20 protein-coding genes are annotated in these 17,928 nt (G+C 40.1%); 13 read left to right on the top strand and 7 right to left on the bottom strand.

Annotation, left to right across the window (positions count from 1 at the left end; all coding sequences use genetic code 11):
- Window positions 1-7: 7 nt before the first annotated feature.
- The 5 genes from IE056_RS07195 to IE056_RS07175 form a co-directional block, all read right to left on the bottom strand.
- Window positions 8-727: a TVP38/TMEM64 family protein gene (locus IE056_RS07195; RefSeq protein ID WP_189604021.1), complete on the bottom strand. Its 720-nt coding sequence runs from the start codon at window positions 725-727 to the stop codon at window positions 8-10.
- A gap of 82 nt (window positions 728-809) precedes the next feature.
- On the bottom strand, window positions 810-1,676 hold the full coding sequence (locus IE056_RS07190; protein WP_189604020.1) for an SdiA-regulated domain-containing protein: 867 nt from the start codon (window positions 1,674-1,676) through the stop codon (window positions 810-812).
- A gap of 14 nt (window positions 1,677-1,690) precedes the next feature.
- Window positions 1,691-2,137, bottom strand: coding sequence for a PepSY-like domain-containing protein (locus tag IE056_RS07185; protein ID WP_189604019.1), 447 nt, complete (start codon window positions 2,135-2,137; stop codon window positions 1,691-1,693).
- Window positions 2,138-2,200: 63 nt separating this feature from the next.
- On the bottom strand, window positions 2,201-3,460 hold the full coding sequence (locus IE056_RS07180) for a sensor histidine kinase (protein ID WP_189604018.1): 1,260 nt from the start codon (window positions 3,458-3,460) through the stop codon (window positions 2,201-2,203).
- Window positions 3,457-4,134: a response regulator transcription factor gene (locus IE056_RS07175; RefSeq protein WP_189604017.1), complete on the bottom strand. Its 678-nt coding sequence runs from the start codon at window positions 4,132-4,134 to the stop codon at window positions 3,457-3,459. Before IE056_RS07175 ends, IE056_RS07180 begins: the two co-directional genes overlap by 4 nt.
- Window positions 4,135-4,244: 110 nt before the next feature.
- On the opposite strand from IE056_RS07175, the gene IE056_RS07170 reads away from it, so the two are divergent.
- The 11 genes from IE056_RS07170 (at window position 4,245) to IE056_RS07120 (ending at window position 13,113) form a co-directional block, all read left to right on the top strand.
- Window positions 4,245-4,682: a PepSY-like domain-containing protein gene (locus IE056_RS07170; RefSeq protein ID WP_189604016.1), complete on the top strand. Its 438-nt coding sequence runs from the start codon at window positions 4,245-4,247 to the stop codon at window positions 4,680-4,682.
- A gap of 330 nt (window positions 4,683-5,012) precedes the next feature.
- A complete protein-coding gene (locus IE056_RS07165) occupies window positions 5,013-6,110 on the top strand; it encodes a sensor histidine kinase (RefSeq protein WP_189604015.1) in 1,098 nt (365 codons plus the stop codon).
- A gap of 2 nt (window positions 6,111-6,112) precedes the next feature.
- Window positions 6,113-7,441: a sigma-54-dependent transcriptional regulator gene (locus tag IE056_RS07160; RefSeq protein WP_189604014.1), complete on the top strand. Its 1,329-nt coding sequence runs from the start codon at window positions 6,113-6,115 to the stop codon at window positions 7,439-7,441.
- A 181-nt stretch (window positions 7,442-7,622) separates the two neighbouring features.
- Complete coding sequence (locus IE056_RS07155; protein WP_189604013.1) at window positions 7,623-7,790, top strand: hypothetical protein; 168 nt, start codon at window positions 7,623-7,625, stop codon at window positions 7,788-7,790.
- A 7-nt stretch (window positions 7,791-7,797) separates the two neighbouring features.
- Complete coding sequence (locus tag IE056_RS07150) at window positions 7,798-9,078, top strand: Glu/Leu/Phe/Val family dehydrogenase (RefSeq protein WP_189604012.1); 1,281 nt, start codon at window positions 7,798-7,800, stop codon at window positions 9,076-9,078.
- Window positions 9,079-9,250: 172 nt separating this feature from the next.
- Window positions 9,251-9,679 (top strand): GreA/GreB family elongation factor, encoded by a 429-nt coding sequence (locus IE056_RS07145; protein ID WP_189604011.1) that lies wholly within the window; start codon window positions 9,251-9,253, stop codon window positions 9,677-9,679.
- Window positions 9,663-10,124: a hypothetical protein gene (locus IE056_RS07140; protein ID WP_189604010.1), complete on the top strand. Its 462-nt coding sequence runs from the start codon at window positions 9,663-9,665 to the stop codon at window positions 10,122-10,124. The genes IE056_RS07145 and IE056_RS07140 overlap by 17 nt, the downstream gene beginning before the upstream one ends.
- Window positions 10,125-10,261: 137 nt before the next feature.
- Complete coding sequence (locus IE056_RS07135; RefSeq protein WP_189604009.1) at window positions 10,262-10,672, top strand: hypothetical protein; 411 nt, start codon at window positions 10,262-10,264, stop codon at window positions 10,670-10,672.
- Window positions 10,673-10,696: 24 nt separating this feature from the next.
- Window positions 10,697-11,533: an SAM hydrolase/SAM-dependent halogenase family protein gene (locus tag IE056_RS07130; protein WP_229793685.1), complete on the top strand. Its 837-nt coding sequence runs from the start codon at window positions 10,697-10,699 to the stop codon at window positions 11,531-11,533.
- A gap of 586 nt (window positions 11,534-12,119) precedes the next feature.
- Entirely contained in the window at window positions 12,120-12,656 is a 537-nt protein-coding gene (locus tag IE056_RS07125; RefSeq protein WP_189604008.1) for a YfiT family bacillithiol transferase, read from the top strand.
- 61 nt (window positions 12,657-12,717) lie between these two features.
- Window positions 12,718-13,113, top strand: coding sequence for a hypothetical protein (locus IE056_RS07120; RefSeq protein WP_189604007.1), 396 nt, complete (start codon window positions 12,718-12,720; stop codon window positions 13,111-13,113).
- 51 nt (window positions 13,114-13,164) lie between these two features.
- Here IE056_RS07120 and IE056_RS07115 read toward each other — a convergent pair whose 3' ends face one another.
- Window positions 13,165-13,533: a hypothetical protein gene (locus tag IE056_RS07115; RefSeq protein WP_189604006.1), complete on the bottom strand. Its 369-nt coding sequence runs from the start codon at window positions 13,531-13,533 to the stop codon at window positions 13,165-13,167.
- A gap of 258 nt (window positions 13,534-13,791) precedes the next feature.
- Here IE056_RS07115 and IE056_RS07110 point away from each other — a divergent pair, with 258 nt between their 5' ends.
- Window positions 13,792-15,174, top strand: coding sequence for an APC family permease (locus tag IE056_RS07110; protein WP_189604005.1), 1,383 nt, complete (start codon window positions 13,792-13,794; stop codon window positions 15,172-15,174).
- Between the two features lie 73 nt (window positions 15,175-15,247).
- Complete coding sequence (locus tag IE056_RS07105) at window positions 15,248-15,772, top strand: class I SAM-dependent methyltransferase (RefSeq protein ID WP_189604004.1); 525 nt, start codon at window positions 15,248-15,250, stop codon at window positions 15,770-15,772.
- Between the two features lie 196 nt (window positions 15,773-15,968).
- Here the strand turns inward: IE056_RS07105 and IE056_RS07100 are convergent, their stop codons facing one another.
- A complete protein-coding gene (locus IE056_RS07100; protein WP_189604003.1) occupies window positions 15,969-17,525 on the bottom strand; it encodes a glycogen synthase in 1,557 nt (518 codons plus the stop codon).
- Window positions 17,526-17,928 lie beyond the last annotated feature (403 nt).

Raw genomic sequence — 17,928 nt, 5'->3', positions numbered from 1 at the left:
TGGTTTTCTAATTTTCTCTTCGGGATTTTCTTTTCTTTTTGTCCCAGTACACATACAATCCAAACAAAATCAAACTCACCACAGATCCCCATAACAGTCCTGAGGTCAATGTATCTGTACTTTCTCCAATAATAGCTATAAAAAGAGTGAGAGGAGCTATCCCTAATATCGTGGCACCAATAAACTTCCAGTATCCCATTTTAAGAATTCCACCAACGAAACTAATGGCATCATTGGAAAGAAAAGGATTCAGTCGGGTTACGATCACTGCCCAAAATCCGTAATCATCAATAAAATCCCCAATCTTCTTTTCATTTTTGTGGCCTATAAGTTTTTCCACGATCACAGGCCCAAAATAACTTCCGATAAAATATCCTACAGAAGAGGCAGCAAAAACAGACAGCAGAATGATTAGACTGCCAAAAACAGGACCATACGCCAGCACTGACACGACCATTAGAGCAATGGTAGGGATCACCAGAAGAAACATTTGAGCAACCATTGCCAGCACCAAAACCACGGGTCCAAACCATCCAAAATCACCCACCCAGGATTTTATCCTGACATTATCGTCGCTTGTAAGTACGTTCCAGGCTTCATTCAAAAATCCCTGGACTCCGGGTATTAAAAAATAAGAAAGTACCAGGGTGAGTACAATTCCAATTGATATGTAAAGGGGGAGCTTACTTTGTTTTACTGAAGCTGTTTCCAAAGAGTTGTTTTCCATATTGTTGCTATTACAGGTCTTGGTCGGTCAAAGAAAGAATCTTATTTTATTAATGATACTTTGATGACAAATTGGGGAATGTTTAGTTCGATGTTCTGTTCAGGGTTATATGAAGAATATTTGCCGGTTCGTCTTCGGCTTCGTTGGATATATAAAGAGCTCCTTCAGGGCTGAAGGTTAATCCTTCCGGATTTCCGAAATCCCTGGACTGGAACATTATGAGTTCCTTGGGAGTACCATCCTTCGCAGTGATCAAAAGTTTTGGTTTGCTACCATCAAGTATATAATGTTCCCCCGTCTTCGGGTGAATTCCAATTTCCCCGGGACTGAATCTTTTTTCCTTTTTTCCCTTAACCTTCTCAAAAACACCATCTTCCAATGCTACCTTATACAACGGATTTTCATTTGAATCTTTTGTGTTAAGATCAAAAGCAAAGATTTCTTTATAGAGTGGGGAGTTCTTCCGTTCCTTCACTGCGAGCAGAAGTCGGTTATTGTCAGAATCAGCACAAAGTCCTTCGATATTGATCCCCGGAAGTTGATGAGTTTTGGTCAGGTATTTTTTTACTTCCGGACTTTTATCCTGAAAATCTGAAATTTCAAAAATGACGCCGTCACTTCTCAGCACATACGCATCTTCTCCCAATAGAGTAATTCCTTCATAATCCCCACCACCAGCAAAAGAGATCGATTTCTCAACTTTTGAAGATTTCAGGTTATAAACAAAGAGTTCGCCGTCCTCATCCTGAACACAAGCAATGCGATGATCCCCTATATAGGCAATTCCGGATATTTCATTAAGGATCTCCGGCAACTCCCACTTTTTGATTATCTCATAACCGGAATCGGTCATCTGTTGTTCGGAAGGCTTTTGCTTGAAAGAAAGAACCACTAGTATCCCTGCCACTAATATCAATATTCCCGGTATGATCTCTTTTAAGTTTTTCATTTTCTACACTTTAATTAGTCCCAATACTCCAGGGAAGCATCCGGTTTTCCATTTGCGTCGTAAACCAGTTTTTTGTCCATTAAAAATTGCTGTATCTGTACCTGATAATACACCTTATCGCCCACTGTAATGATCTCCGGATCCTCAATTTTTTCCTTTCCGAATTCACTGTCAAGGCTTATTTGTATTTGGGATGGCAGATCTTTCCAGGAGACTTCCCTCCTCTCCTTCAATATCGTCCCTGTGGAATCCAGCATGGCTGCAGCATCATCCTGATCTATTTCAAATTCAACTTCATAATGCTCCCCTGTTTTTTTAAATTCGATATCTTTCGCATCTGAGAACTCTGCCCGAAAGCCGTTCAATACTACAGAAGGCAAGTCTGCATACGGATAATCATCATCGTCACAGGAGATGAAAAGCGCACAGAAAAAGACGGTATATAAAAGGTTTAATCTCACCAATAATTCCATTTCAAGCTAAGGTAAGGCCGGAAACTGGAAAGAATTAGGAATTGGAGACAATCAGAATCTTATAATGAAAACGTGTTTTTTATCAATAAAACTATAACTGAGTTCCAGACCGAACCTTTCTGCAATGGCTTTCGAGATTGCAAGGCCGAGGCCTGTTGATTGAACTTTTTCCGCTCCCTGGAATCTGTTGAAGATCTTGGTCTTATCCAGAGGGTTGTTTCCGGAGTTTTTAAACTGAATGATTTCCGGAAGAATTTGTATCTCTACTACAGTTCCAGAAGAGCTGTGTAAAATGGCATTTTTTATAAGGTTGGAGAGGAGGATTCTAACCAAATCTCTGTTACCGGTATGTTCAACTACTGCGTCTTCAGAAAAAATCATTTCTACCTGTTGATGTGCCGCAAAATCCTGAAATTCGGCCATAACTGTTTTCACCTGCTCATTCCAATTGATCTTTTCTTCTTCCACAAATTGCCGGTTCTCAATTCTCGAGAGCAATAAAAGGGATCTGTTTAGCCGGGTGAGCCTTTCCAAACTGTTGAGCACTGTTCCCAGCTCCTCCATTTGGTCGGGAGAAAGAGTCGCATTTTCTGCCATCAACTCCAGCTTATTAATACTTATGGCCAACGGAGTTTGTAGCTCGTGAGAAGCATTCTCAATAAATTCTTTCTGACTGTGATAACTTTCTACCGATTTTTTAAGCAGCCGGTCTACCCGCTCGTTAAGTAACTGGAATTCATCAATATTGGTTTTCTCATATTTGATATCCCGATCCTTTTCTATGCTAAAATTTTCGAGCCTGGACAGCAGTTTATAGAAAGGTTTCCACGTCTTTTGCTGCAGGAAATTGTTTAGCACCAGAATGCTTAAAATCAAACCAAGATAGAGCCAAATAAGTGAAAAGAAAAGTTCTTTTCGCAGGTCATCTTCTTCCACCATAGAGGTTACTACCTTTATCTTATAAAACCTTCCTTCCTGTTGAAACACACTTTCTAGAAGTCTTACCGGCTCATATTCCGATTCGTTTTCCATGTACATCAGGGAATCCCGGTAAGAATCAGTAAAACTGTGGCTGTTTTCAGGGGTTGTGGGAGTAATAATGTAATTTCCGTCTTCGAAGGCATTTTTTTCGAGTACAAATGGATCCTGCCGGGCTTTTCTAATAATCAGCATTTTCTGGTTGTCCAGTCCATCGTCCATACTGTCATAGATCTCATCCAGGATTTCAAAGTAAAAAATTACTGCCCATATTCCCAGTAAGAGAATAAGGATTCCGGCAAAATAAGTGGTCGTATAATTGAGTAATTTCATGAGACCAACAGCTTATACCCTATTCCATAAACTGCTTTTATTTCGACCTCTGCATGATGATCCAGTAGCTTTTTTCTAAGGTTTTTTATCTGTGAATAGATAAAATCAAAATTATCTGCCTGGTCGATGTAGTCTCCCCATACGTGTTCTGCAAGAGCCGATTTACTTACAAGTCGGTTCTGATTCGTACACAGATAGAAAAGGACATCGAACTCTTTTCGATTTAGCTCCAGATCCCTGCCATCTACAGATACCTGGTGATTATCCATGTCTATGCTTATGTTTCCAATCTGCAGTAGGTTGGCTCCGTCAAATTTGCGCCTGCGAAGAACAGCTTTGACGCGGGCATTAAGTTCGGCCATGTGGAATGGCTTCGGAAGATAGTCATCGGCACCCAGGTCCAGCCCCTGTACTTTATCATCCAGTGAATTTTTGGCCGAAACAATGATTACAGAGTCTCCATATCCCTTTTCCTTTATAGCCTTTAGAACCTCCAGCCCATTTCCGTCGGGGAGCATAATATCAAGAAGGATACAATCGTAATCATAAATTCCTATTTTAGACATGGCATCTTTATACGTACCTGCCAGTTCCACGAGAAAGTTTTCCTTCTCCAGAGTGGCCTTCATATTCTGCCGCATGTCCTTCTCGTCTTCTATTATCAGGATCTTCATAAGTCAAATGTACAAGCTAAATTGGGAAACATTTAGGACTGAACCAGAATCTGTTCCCGATTTTTTCCAGTTTTAGGTATTTAGTTTGCCCCGAATTTAAAAATTAAGATATGAAAAAAGTAAATGTAATGTTATCGGGAATTTTAATGTTTATGTCTGTTGGAGTGTTTGCACAGAATACTACAGATAAACTTCCGGCAACTGCTCAGGAATTTATTAGTCAGCATTTTTCTTCAGCTACTATAAAGGAGGTTCAGGAAAACAGCAGCTGGCAAATTTGGGAAGATGAAAAGTATGAAGTAAGATTTGCTAACGGAATTGAAGTGGATTTCGACAAAAACGGAAATGTTCTTGAAATAGACGGTCACAAAAATGTAACTATTCCGGTAGCAGCCCTACCTTCAGAAATCGTTTCTTATCTACAATCCAACTATCCTGATGCAAAAGTTGTAAGCTGGGATAAACAGGATAAAGGACAGGAAGTGGAATTGATGGACGGAACCGAACTTGAATTTGACCAAGACGGAAGTTTCCTGAAAATTGATTAACACAGCTAAAATTTGGTCAGGATTGTCTTGCAGGCAATCCTGACCATTTTTCTTTTACACCGGTAAAACCTTAGCTGTTCCTAAGCTCCACCCGAAGTTAATTACGTTTGTAATTTCTGAAGCTTCTCAGGCTGCTTTCTTCATCCTTCTAACCAGGTGAGCCAAAAGCCCGTTGATATCCGGAATTTTTACGAAAATTTCTCTTCTACTCGTACATTTTTGAATTGGCAAACCATTTCTGAAAATGCCGATTACAGAATCTCATCATTAGAACTTACGGGTAAATTAGAATATATTTGATGCTTCTATCATTCAAGTAAAGGATTTTCTATGTCACCCATCACCTCCACCCACGAAGAACTTCAGGAAAGAATCAAGGAGCTGGAATGCCTCTACAAGATCTCTTCAATTCTTAGGGAGCACAAGGGAAATCTTGAAAGCACGCTGGATGAAATTTTAATTGTATTAAAAGAAGCCTGGCGATTTCCCGAAAAAGCCGTAGTAGAATTAAGATTAAAAGATTATTGCTCTGCTACCGAAGATGTTCCTGAAAAATCTGTTTTACAACAAACTGAAATCAGGATCATGGGAGCTAACAGCGGATTCATAAAAGTGCATTATCCTGCCCCAGAATTTTCAGAAAAATATTTCCTGCCTGAAGAGCAAAAGCTCCTCAATAAAGCTGCTGAAGAGATGGGTTCTTTTTATGAAAAACAGCTTCAGAAGGAACAGGAAGAGCTACTGAAAAGAACCGCACAAAGAAACGACCGACTTTCAATTTTAGGAGAGATCACAGCTGGGATTGCCCACGAGCTAAATACCCCACTGGGAAATATCCTCGGTTTTGCAGAGCTTATTGAGGAACGTACCGCGAATGAGCAGGTAAAAAAAGATATTGGAAAAATTATTAAGGCCGCCATTTATTCTCGTGAGGTGGTGAAAAAATTAATGTTCTTTGCCTGTGAAATGCCGCAGGAAATGAAATTAATCAGGGTGAAACCTGTCATAACTCAGGCACTGGCGCTTCTGGGGCCAAACTTCAGGAAAGCAGAGATCGTTCATGAACTAGAGGTAGAAAATGCCTCTTTGGAAGCACAATTAGATCCCATACAGCTTACCCAGGTATTGTTCAATTTATTGATCAATGCCTTATACATTTCCCCAAAGAATTCAGTTATAAAAATAAAAGTGTACAGCCGTGAAAACGACCTTTTCATAGAGATAGCCGATGAAGGCCCCGGGATAAAGGCAGAACACCGCTCCAGAATCTTCGAGCCGTTTTTCACCACCAAACCCATTGGAGAAGGATCTGGCCTTGGCTTGAGTGTCGTACACGGAATCATAAAAAGTCATCGGGGAGATATTATTACCTTTGACAATGATCCTGCAGGTACGGTTTTCCAGATTCGGTTGCCTCTAAAATCATAACTATGCCTATTAAAAAAGAAAACATTCTTATTGTAGATGATGATTATGATATGCTGGAGCTCCTGCAGCGTAACCTGGACAGTCACAACTTTCATACATACAAGGCTGCATCTGTAACCGATGCGATAGATATCTTAAAAACAAGCAGAATCCACCTGCTCATTACCGATCTCCAGATGCCGGGAATAAATGGTATGGAACTCATAAAATATGTGGAAGAACACTTTCCCGACATTCCAAAACTGGTCATTACAGGATTTCCTTCTGTAGACGGGGCGGTAAATGCTGTGAAATCGGGCGCACTGGATTACCTGGTCAAGCCTTTTACGCGGGACGAATTGACAGAAGCTGTTGAGAAATCCCTGAAACATTCAAAAGTTACTCCTGAAGCTGAAAAGAAGGTTTCGGGTGCTGGCGAGAGTTATGCGGGAATGACAGGCTCTTCTGAAAAATTTGAAGAAATGATCGATCTCATCGATCGGGTAAAAAATAATCGTGCCACCATCCTCATCCAGGGAGAAAGTGGGACCGGAAAAGAGCTCGTGGCCCGTGCTATCCACTACAAGGGAACCTTTGCTGCCAATCCTTTTATCGCCGTTAACTGCGGTGCAATTCCCGAAAATTTACTGGAAGCAGAATTATTCGGACATGTAAAAGGAGCCTTTACAGGAGCCACAGAGACCCGAAAAGGATTTTTTCAGGCTGCAGCGGGCGGAACTATTTTCCTCGACGAAATTGGCACAGCCCCAGCCAATGTACAGACCAGTCTGTTACGGGTTCTCCAGGAGAAGGAAGTAAGAATGCTGGGGGCGCAAAAAGCAGAAAAAATCCAGATCCGTATCATAGCTGCCACTAATAGTGACCTTTTTCAAATGGCAGAAAAAGGCTCTTTCCGGAAAGATCTTTATTACCGGCTAAACGTAGTGAACATTAATACACCGCCGCTTCGGGAAAGGAAGGAAGACATTCCGCTGCTGGTTAAAAATTTTATAAGAAAATACGGGATGGAATACAACCGGCCCAATCTTACAATTTCTGAAAAGGCCATTCAGCTGCTGCACAGGCACAGCTGGCCGGGCAATATCAGAGAACTTGAGAATGTAGTACAACGTGCCATTATCATGAGTGAGCGCAGTATTGAACTAGAACATTTTCCCGATTACCTGAAGTATCCTGCTCCTACCCCTAACAGCGATGACCTTCACAAGCCCCTGAAAGAGATTGAAAAAGAATATATTTTAAAAGTGCTGGCTTCTGTAGGCAACAATAAAACGAAGGCTGCAGAGATCCTTCAGATCGATCGAAAAACCCTGCGTCAAAAGCTTCATTAGGCAACGGTACATTTCTCTCCGGCCGGGTAATTATTCCCCGGCCACTAAAATATCTTCAGATTAATTATTCCTGCTAAATATCTGTTTACCAGACCATAACCACCTTTATGTGATTTTTAATTTTTTAAGGGCATATCCTTTGCCTTTCTGTGTTCAGGAAAAATTCTAAAAAAAATTACATATGATCTTGACACAAACAAAGACTCCTGTCGCCCGGACATTGGAAGCCGAAGAAGTTTCTGTACCGCTTACCCGCGAGATGCTAAAAAGTCTCTGCTTTAATTGTGATAACAGGCGTCACTGTATTTGGAAAGAAGAACGAAAAGTAACTTGTGAACATTTTGAATAGTAAAAATATGATAACAGAAGCAAAACAAAATAAACAAAGCATGTATGATACCGTGCTTAACCAATTTAATAAAACAGCAGATCTAATAGATCTTAACCCAAACATTAGAAGGATCCTTGCCCTCACCAACAATGAGATCATTGTACATTTTCCAGTAAAAATGGACAATGGAGAGGTGGAGATCTTTACCGGTTATCGTGTGCAGCATAACAATGCTTTGGGCCCGTACAAAGGAGGATTACGTTATCACCCAACCGTAGATGTGGATGCAGCAAAAGCTCTGGCCATGTGGATGACCTGGAAAACTTCACTGGCAGGATTACCATATGGTGGTGCCAAGGGAGGAATCCAGCTAGACCCAAGGAATTACAGCCTTTCTGAGCTGGAAAGAATTACCCGGCGTTTCACGTATGCTCTAGGTGAAAATATTGGACCTGAACATGATATTCCTGCACCAGATGTTAATACAAATGCACAGACAATGGCATGGATCGCAGATACCTATATGTCTACAAAATCAACTTCTGAACGTTCTCAAAACCAACATGTAGTTACAGGAAAACCTGTAGGATCTGGCGGACTGGAAGGTAGAGATCGTGCCACAGGATTTGGAGTTTATTTAACGATTAAAATGCTGTACGAATCCCGCGGAGAAAATCTGGAAGGAAAAACATTTATTGTACAGGGTTTTGGAAATGTAGGTTACTGGGCATCAAAATTCTTAACAGAAGATGGAGCTACCCTTTTAGCTGTACAGGATGCTCACGCTACCCTTATCAATGAAAAAGGAATTTCAGTAGAAGATCTGTTTGAGCATTCCAGCCCAAGAAAAGGTTCTATCAAAGGCTTTACAGGTGCTGTAGAAATGGAACCTGAAGAATTCTTTGGTCTTGAATGTGACCTGTTGATTCCTGCTGCCCTGGGCAACCAGATCACTGCAGAGAATGCGTATAAAATAAAAGCTGCCGTGGTAGCTGAAGGTGCAAACGGACCTACAGATGCAGAAGGTGAACAAATCTTACTGCAGCAGGGAGTAACCATCATCCCGGATATTCTTTGTAATTCTGGCGGAGTGATTGGTAGTTATTTCGAATGGCTGCAAAACAGAAATGGAGAATTATGGGAACTCGATGAGGTCATGCAGAAACTGGAAAAGAAAATTAAACAGGTCTTCAAGAATGTTTCAAATGAAGTAGCAGAAAGAAAAACAGACTGGAGAACGGCTGCTTATATTATTGCTATCTCCAGGATCGAAACATCTTACACACAACGCGGAATATTTCCTTAGAAATAAGGTTCCGAGTGGCCTGTAAGTAAGCCTGTAAAACTTTTATAGGTAATGGTCTGATAGTTCCAACATCAGATTATTACCTATAAATTGCTTTTATAAATAATATCTTTTTAAAAGTTTAAAATAAAGGGGCAACATCTGCAAGGTGGTGACCTCTCATAACAGCGTCATGAAATACGGAAATATAATAATAGAAAAAAGAGAATATGAATTATTAAAAAGTATTCTCTCCACGTCTCAGTTCTACAGAGAAGAAACCTACAAACAGTCCCTGGAAAAGCTTAAAGGAGAACTGGCTAAAGCCAAAATCCTTGATGCCAAAAAGTTGCCGGAGGATGTCATAAGGTTCAACTCGGTAGTGACTATTGAAACCCCGTGGAATGTACAACGAAGTTATCAGGTGGTCGTGCCCGAACAAAGTGATATCAAGCAGGATAAAATATCCATTCTTGCCCCAATGGGCCTCGCTTTATTTGGTTATGCCAAAGGAGATGAATTCACCTGGCAATTTCCAATGGGAGCGAATACCATTAAGATTTTGGAAGTAGTGCAACCTACAGCAACAGTAAAAATAGAGGACTATGAGCGAAAAATTTGAAGACCATTATAGTGATGCTGACATCATGAGATTGAATATTAATTCTGAAACAGCAAAATGGAAAGAGGTACTGGAATTCAATAAGAATGAAATTAATTTTTATAAATCTTTGCTGAATTTAAACCTTATGGAAAAATTCGGAAGTAATTCCGAAGACGTGGAAAACTGGATGCATCAGTTAAAAGATATTGAAGTAGACAATAAATTTCATCATCAAACGCTTGTAGACTTTCAGCGGAAACTTGAAGGAATGAAAGAATGTGATGATGTGCAGTGTGAGAATTACTACTTACAGGATCACCTGGTGCTCAAGGCATCGCTGGAAAAGCATTTCAGCAATTATCGTACGCTACAGGCTTCTCTGCAACAATTTATAAGCAGAGAGATCAAACAGCCTTTTTTAGGATACAATAATCAGGAGAATCAGCCTTTCAAAAATAATTAAAAGGTACTCCTGAGAATTTCAAAAAGTTGCCCCCCGATAATTAAAGGCTTCGGATTGTTTAGGATCCGAAGCCAAAATTATCTTTTCCCATTAAACCGGCCCCGTTGCAGTCAATTTTTATAATCATTTAATAAAACATGGCCTACCCTTATCCTATAGATTCTGATATTGAAAAACTTAATATTTGCACCGATCTGCATAATTGGAAATCTGAAATTACTTACCACGACCTTGAAAATCAGTTCTACCTGAAACTTTTTTCTTCAGAATTGATTAAAAAAGCAGGCATATCTGCAGTGAATGTGGATCTGTTAAACCGGGAACTGATGTTACTGGATGATGAAAAGGAGAATTTAACGTACGAGCTTGGGAAAACCCTGCTAGAACTGGAAAAAAATTCTGACAATGATGCACTTTCCTGGCCAGAATCTGTTCTGTTGAATTACCAAAAGCTAAAAATAGAATTACAGAATTATGCTTTCAGGAACAGGAAATTAAAAGTGCTAATTTATTCTTACCTGTCGCAGGGAATGAGAAAATTCCTGTAAAATCCAATCGAAAAACACCACACATTGAAGGAACAGCGCATCATTACCCTTACTACAGATTTTGGATTAAAAGATTCCTCCGTCGGGAAATTAAAAGCAATATTATATTCTTCCCTGCCCTATGCTGAGATAGTAGATATCTCCCATGCTGTTTCCCCTTTCCACATTATAGAAGCTAGTTACATAATTAAAAATGCTTATAGACCTTTTCCTTCCGGTACTATTCACATCCTGGGGATTGACAGTGAAAACACTTTAGAAAATGACCACCTTTTAGTGCAAATGGATGGACATTTTTTTATTTGTGCCGATAACGGAATTCTTTCCCTAATTGCTTCAGAAATTAAACCTGACCGAATTATCAGGATTAGCAACATAAATACCTCAAAAACCCCTTTTCCGGAGCTAACATTTGCACACATTGCAGCACAATTGGTGAACGGTGCCAGTCCTGAAAGTTTAGGGGAATCCATTTCAAACCTCAGATATACTCAGGAGACAGAACCTGTGGTGAATTCAGAGAAAGATCAGATTATTGGATATGTTCTTTATATTGATCACTATGGAAACGTGGTGACTAACATCAAAAAACGTTTTTTTGAAGATACCGCCAAAGGGCGGAATTTCCTCATTACCGCCCGTGCTGCAAAATTCCGGGAGATCTACAGCACCTACAGCGATGCCATTGATTTTTCATTACAAAAAGAGGTACGGGAAGAAGATGGTAAAAAACTGGCAATCTTCAATTCCGCGGGCTACATTGAACTCGCCGTTTATAAAAGCAACCATAGTACCGTGGGAAGTGCTTCTGCCCTTTTTGGTCTGTCTCTTAGAGACACAGTGACCATAAATTTTTCATAACTTTTGGATTTTACCATTGCCAGGATCTAGTCACTGACTATAAAGTTCTCTTAATTTTGTAGAACAAGCAGGCAAAAGTGTGGAAAAAATGCTCATTTATTTAACAGTTACAGCTCCGGATATTCTTAACCAGAAAATAATATTTTAATCTGGATACTATCCTGAACTATTTTTTTATCTGAAATCACTCACTGGATCCACCGCCTTAGATCCTGAAAATAAACCACTTTCTTAAGGACTATGTAATTTTCTCCCAGGTTTCTTTTCCGATGACCTACAAAATTAAGCTTCTGTTGTAGGAAATTTTGGAACTAAACTTGTTTCTCCTGATATACCACATTAACCGCCAATCATGGAATCAAGGGAAAAAAAATTCAGCAGAAAAGATTTGTACAAAATTTACGGAGCTCAAATTAACTGGGACTGGTTGTTTCTTAAAGGGCAATTAATCTTTGGTAGCATAATTTTACTTGGTTTAATTTGCTTTATTTTATGGTTTATCAATTAAGCCTTCCCATGTTTTACGCAGTTTAAAAAAATTACAAATTCAATTTCTTACATTAGGTGGTAATTCTAAAACCACCACATGACACTCGAAGAACAAAAATATCCCATTGGTCGCTTTGTAAAGCCTGAAAAAATAAGTGAAATAGGATTAAAAAATTTCATTTCCGAAATCCGAACACTTCCCGATCGATTACGAAAAGAGGTGGATACTTTATCTGATAATCAACTGAATACCACCTACCGCGATGGAGGTTGGACCTTAAGGCAGGTAGTTAATCATTGTGCAGATAGCCACATGAACGGATTTATAAGGATAAAACTAGCCCTGACTGAAGACCGTCCAACCATAAAGCCATACCAGGAAGAACGCTGGGCACAGCTTCAGGATACGTCTTCCATACCTGTTTCCGCTGCTTTAAAAACACTGGATGGCCTTCACGAGCGCTGGACGATCTTACTGGAATCTTTAACTAGGGATCAACTGCAGCGAACCTATATACATCCTGCAGATGAAACAGAACGAAGAGTAGATGAAACGATCGCTACCTACGCCTGGCACGGGAACCATCACCTGGCACACATTACAAGTCTAAAAAAACAGAAAGGCTGGAAATAATTCCTTGCTGTGGAGAAATTTCTTTCGACATTTGATTGAATTTTTTTGTACTTTAAGGAAAGTGAAAGGCTACCTTATCATTCTGCTATTTTTCAGTTCCCTTAGCACAGCATCGGGACAAATTTCCTTTACTTCTCCTGTAACACAATACTGGCCCAACTTATTTACAACAGATTTTAAAGAAATCGACCGCAGCATCTGGATCGGGAATGAAGAAATTAGTATTATTTCCGAAAGTCTGCAAGGAAAAGAAGTTGAAGTTTATAAAATCCATTCTCTGGAAAACGAAGAACAAAAGATCATTTTTCACTGTACCAGCCGCTCTGGCAGCCCGGTGACCTTTGTTGTCCCTTACCGTGATAGTTTCAGCACTATTGACCTCTACAGGATTTCAGTAAAAACTGGCGAAGAGGTCCAGATAAGATTTCATTTGGATGGGGTTCGGGATTTCCGGTAATTCTTTTTCAGCGGAACCTACTGTGAACCAGTTGAATGATTTCTCAAGGGGTTACTCCACCCGTTCCGAAATGATCTGTAGGTAAGAGTCATATTGGGAATCAGTAAGGAACTTTCTTATTTCCTCATTTTCAAGAAGCTGAAGTTCCTTCAGGCGCTCCTTTTTTCCGTGCTCATTTATCTTGATTTGCAGGACCTTGTGTTTGCGCAGAGCGAAATCCTTCAGGTTTTTTCGCATCAGTTCTGTTTGCTCCGGAGTAAGAAAGAGTCTTTTCTTCCATTTTGTTGTAGCATCCTCTACCGTGTTCTTGAGCAGTTTTCCGGGATCTTTTTGCAACCTGTTGCCGACCAGTGCCAGCCCTGTAGTAACAGCAGCTATGGAAGAAAAAACCAGCACCTGAACATTTTTCGATAACCTCATAGCTTCATTTTGGATTTAAAGATAACAACCTCATCATTTGTAAAGGTTAAAGCCGGGTTAAATCCTCAAGCTAATCCGCTAAAAAGCTTTGTCCATATCTTGAGCGAAATATTGGTTGGTGGTAAAGGATAAGAGAATAGCTTACACCTAAAATTTTCATAATCCTAACTTCAAGTATTTATAAAACACTTATATTCAGGCTGTTTATGTGTAAACAAAAACATTTTCCTTCGGTTTTCCATAGAAAAAGATTAATAAATGCCTATAGCAACAGAAGCAGTAACAGTGCCTCCAGGAGACCGAAAGACGGAAAAAGCTACGGTACCTAAACCTGTATTAAGCGCTATAGACGCCATTGCTCTTATCGTGGGCATTGTGATAGGCGCAGGAATCTTCCGAACGCCTTCGCTGGTGGCTGGTAATGTGGAATCGGGAGGAATGTTAATGCTTGCATGGATTGTTGGAGGTGCAGTTTCCTTAATAGGTGCCCTTTGTTATGCCGAACTTACCACTGCTTTTCCCAACACGGGTGGAGATTATCATTTTTTGATGCGGGCGTTTGGAAAACGCACAGCATTTCTCTTCGCATGGGCAAGAATGAGTGTTATACAAACGGGATCTATCGCTTTACTGGCGTTCATATTTGGAGATTATGTAACTCAAATTTACAACCTGGGAGAATATTCCTCGGTAATTTATGCCGCTATAATTGTAACGCTTTTAACGGTCATCAATATTATTGGGATCAAAATGGGCACCGGGATACAGAAATTGCTCACTGCATTAGAGATTTTAGGTATTGTAGTCATCATTATTGTAGGTTCTTTTTTTGTTCCAGATGCTTTCGAAAGTTCTTTTTCATTCGTTCCTGTAACCAACAACGGCAACTCCCTGGGACTTGCCATGGTGTTTGTGCTGCTTACTTTTGGAGGCTGGAATGAAGCGGCGTATATCTCGGCCGAAATAAAATCTGGTCGTAAAAAAATGGCTGCTGCACTTATTTTCAGCATCATTATAATTACGCTGGTGTATATCCTTGTAAACTTTGCATTCTTACGGGGACTTGGTATTGAGGGAATGGCAGAAACAAATGCAGTTGCCGGAGACCTCCTGGGGATTGCATTTGGCACCGCAGGTGTAACATCTATCTCATTAATGGTCGCAGTGGCCGCAATGACTTCTGCCAATGCTACAATTTTCACAGGCGCAAGATCTAATTACGCATTGGGCAGGGATTTCAAAGCTTTTTCCTTCCTCGGAAAATGGAAAACTGAAGTCGAAGGCCCTGTAAATGCTTTTCTGGTCCAGGGAATGATAGCACTCATTCTGGTAAGTTTCGGATTCTTCTCCCGAAGTGGCTTCGAAACAATGATAGATTATACAGCACCTGTCTTCTGGTTTTTTCTCCTGCTGGTAGGAATCTCTCTTTTCGTACTTAGGAAAAAGGAACCCAGGGTTAAACGGCCTTTTAGGGTACCCTTCTACCCTATTCTTCCACTGGCCTTTTGTATCACAAGTGCCTATTTGTTATACTCCAGCATTGTCTATACAGGGTGGGGAGCACTTGCCGGAATTGGTGTACTTACAGCAGGAATTTTGATCCTCATCTTTAAACCCTCCATTGCAGCCAAAGAATATTAATAATATAAAGTAGAAACCAGAACAATGAAAATTTATAACCTGAAAAATATAACAAACATTAAAATAAACTCTAATGAAAAAACTACGAACTCTCTTGGTATTAGTGCTCATTTCCTTCATTTCTCATCATGTTCAGTCGCAGGACGTGATTTACGTTCCCACGGGTGACACAGTGGTAAACGCGATGCTTAAAATGGCCAATGTGAACTCTTCAGATATTGTGTATGATCTCGGGAGCGGCGACGGACGTATTGTAATTGCTGCGGCAAAAAATTATGGTGCTAAAGGGGTAGGAATAGACATAGATCCCAGGAGGATTAAAGAATCAAATGAAAATGCTGCAGAGGCCGGAGTAACAGATAGTGTCGAATTCATTGAGGCGGACCTTTTTGAATCCGATTTTAGTGAAGCTACGGTCATTACCCTTTACCTGTTAAGCAGCCTTAATGAAAGACTACGACCAATCCTTATGCAACAACTAAAACCCGGAACCCGCGTCGTTTCGCACTCCTTTAATATGGGCGACTGGAAGCCTGAAAAGACCCAGATCATTGACGGCTCCACGATCCATCTCTGGACAATTCCTGAAAAAGAGTAGATATATCCAGGTATTTTAATCTTGATAAAACCCATAATTTCTATAAGAAATAGCCTCCCATTTCTGCAAGAAAATATGTAGCCAGTCTGTTAAAAAGTTCCGGCTTTGGCAGAGGAAATATCACTCCTTTTGCAAATTCGAGTCTTCGCCGAACCAGCAAAGATTTTACAGAAGAAAATGTAAACTGCAGAATAACTTATGCAATCCTGCGATCCATTCCGAAGGAATACAGCAGCTTGTAATACTCATCTACAGATTTTTTCCAGGTAAACCGCATTTTCCGTGCGTTATCGCGTATTTGCTTCCATTTAATTTTGTCATTCTGGAAGAAATAGATGGCTTCCTGAAAACTGGCTACCATGTTCTTTATCTTTTCATCATAGGTTTTCCCATCAAAAGAAAAACCTGTTTCCACATGTTGCACGGTATCCTTTAACCCTCCTGTATGGTGTACAAGACAGGGTTGCCCGTTGCGCATGGCCAGCATCTGGCTAATCCCACAGGGTTCGAAAAGACTAGGCATAAAATATAAATCGGAGTCCTTATAAATGGAATTCACTACATCTTCACATTGGGTGTTGATGAAAATGAAATTCTTCTTCTGGTAACTAATTGATTTCAGCAATGCTTCATATTCTGGAGCACCGGTTCCCAACAAAACATACACTCCGTTGATTTCTTCCAGTTTATCCAGGATTTGAAGCAGGGCTTCGGGAGAGCGTTTGAAAAAGTAAAATTTCTGCTCTGTTAATCTCGCTACACTCGCACAAATAAAACCGGGACGTTTTTGAACAAACGGAACAATTTTCTCTCCTGTATGTGCAAGAAATTTTGCTTTTTCTTTGTCGGTTTCCTTCTGTAACTGTTTAAAAATAGTGGCTGCAACGTTAAAAAAAAGTCGGTTTTTCTTTACATCCTTCAGGTTATGATAAGTAGACCCATTCAGGATGCCATAGAACCGTCCTTCTTTATCGGCCCGTTTAAGATCATTTTCCAAACCTTCTCCTCCAATAAACTCCGGAGCTAAACTTGGCAGCAGCACATCCTCTTTATAAGACGGTGAAACTGTGTGCACCGCATCGGCCAGACGGATTCCTATAGCCATTAAATTGTAGCAGTCATGATAACGTGGATCCCTTAGATCATCATAATTGAAATCCAGTGTGGGAAACCAGTTTCTCAGGGAAGAATAACTATTTTCGAACGGACGGATCCCCTGGATAGCCAGGTTATGGATGGAATAAACAAACCGGCTTTTCTTAAGATCGGCATAAGCTGGATGATAATTTTTCAGAAAAAGTAAAAGACTGGAATGCCAGTCGTGCAGATGCACAATGTTCAGCTTTCCAAATTCCCCCTGTTTAATTGCTTCGGCCACTGCAGTACAAAAGATCGTGTACTTTACATTATCACTAAAAAACGGCTCTTCAAGATCATTGGTATAAATGCCTCCAATGTCTCCCGCTTCCATTTCGGGATGATGGATCACGTAATGCCGTATATTCTTATGTTCCTCTTTGCCCTCCACTTCATACAAATGCGCAACATACGTTACTCCTCTCAATTGTAAATTTAAATGGGCTTTCAAAATGCCATTATGATGTAACCTTGAGTACGAAGGAACAACCACATGAACCTGGTCTCCTCTTTCAGAAATTTGCCTTGGCACGTCCCGAATTACATCACCCACTCCCCCAACTTTACAATTTGGTATGGCATCATTCTCCGAGGCAACAAAAAGAATTGTATTCATAAATTATGGGATTTTTATCGGCTGTTAAATCAATGGTTCAAAAATAAGTTTAAGCCGCGTAATAACAAGTATATCAGAAAGTTAATTATTTCCTAATTATTCCTGAAAAGCCGCAGAAAGCGGGAAAGTGTAAATTTCTGCCATTGCTAACGGTTTCACCTGCTAGTTAACATTTCATTATTAAATATTTTACACCGAAGGGAACGGTTCTTTCGAGTTAATACTATGGCTGACAGTTACTATTCTCTCCATAGCCACAATTTCTCTTGATATTCTGAACTTAGGTTTCACAAAATCTTTTGAATGACCTGCACCACTAAAAGGATTAAATGATGAACGTTTTTAGAGCATCGGAATAACACAAAACTCATTCTATTAAGAATTCGAAGTTTTTAAAGGTAAG

Source organism: Salinimicrobium marinum (assembly GCF_014651535.1).
In the GTDB taxonomy this organism is placed as follows: Bacteria; Bacteroidota; Bacteroidia; order Flavobacteriales; family Flavobacteriaceae; genus Salinimicrobium; species Salinimicrobium marinum.
The sequence above is the reverse complement of the archived record's forward strand: the minus strand, read 5'-3'. Positions and strand labels throughout refer to the sequence as shown.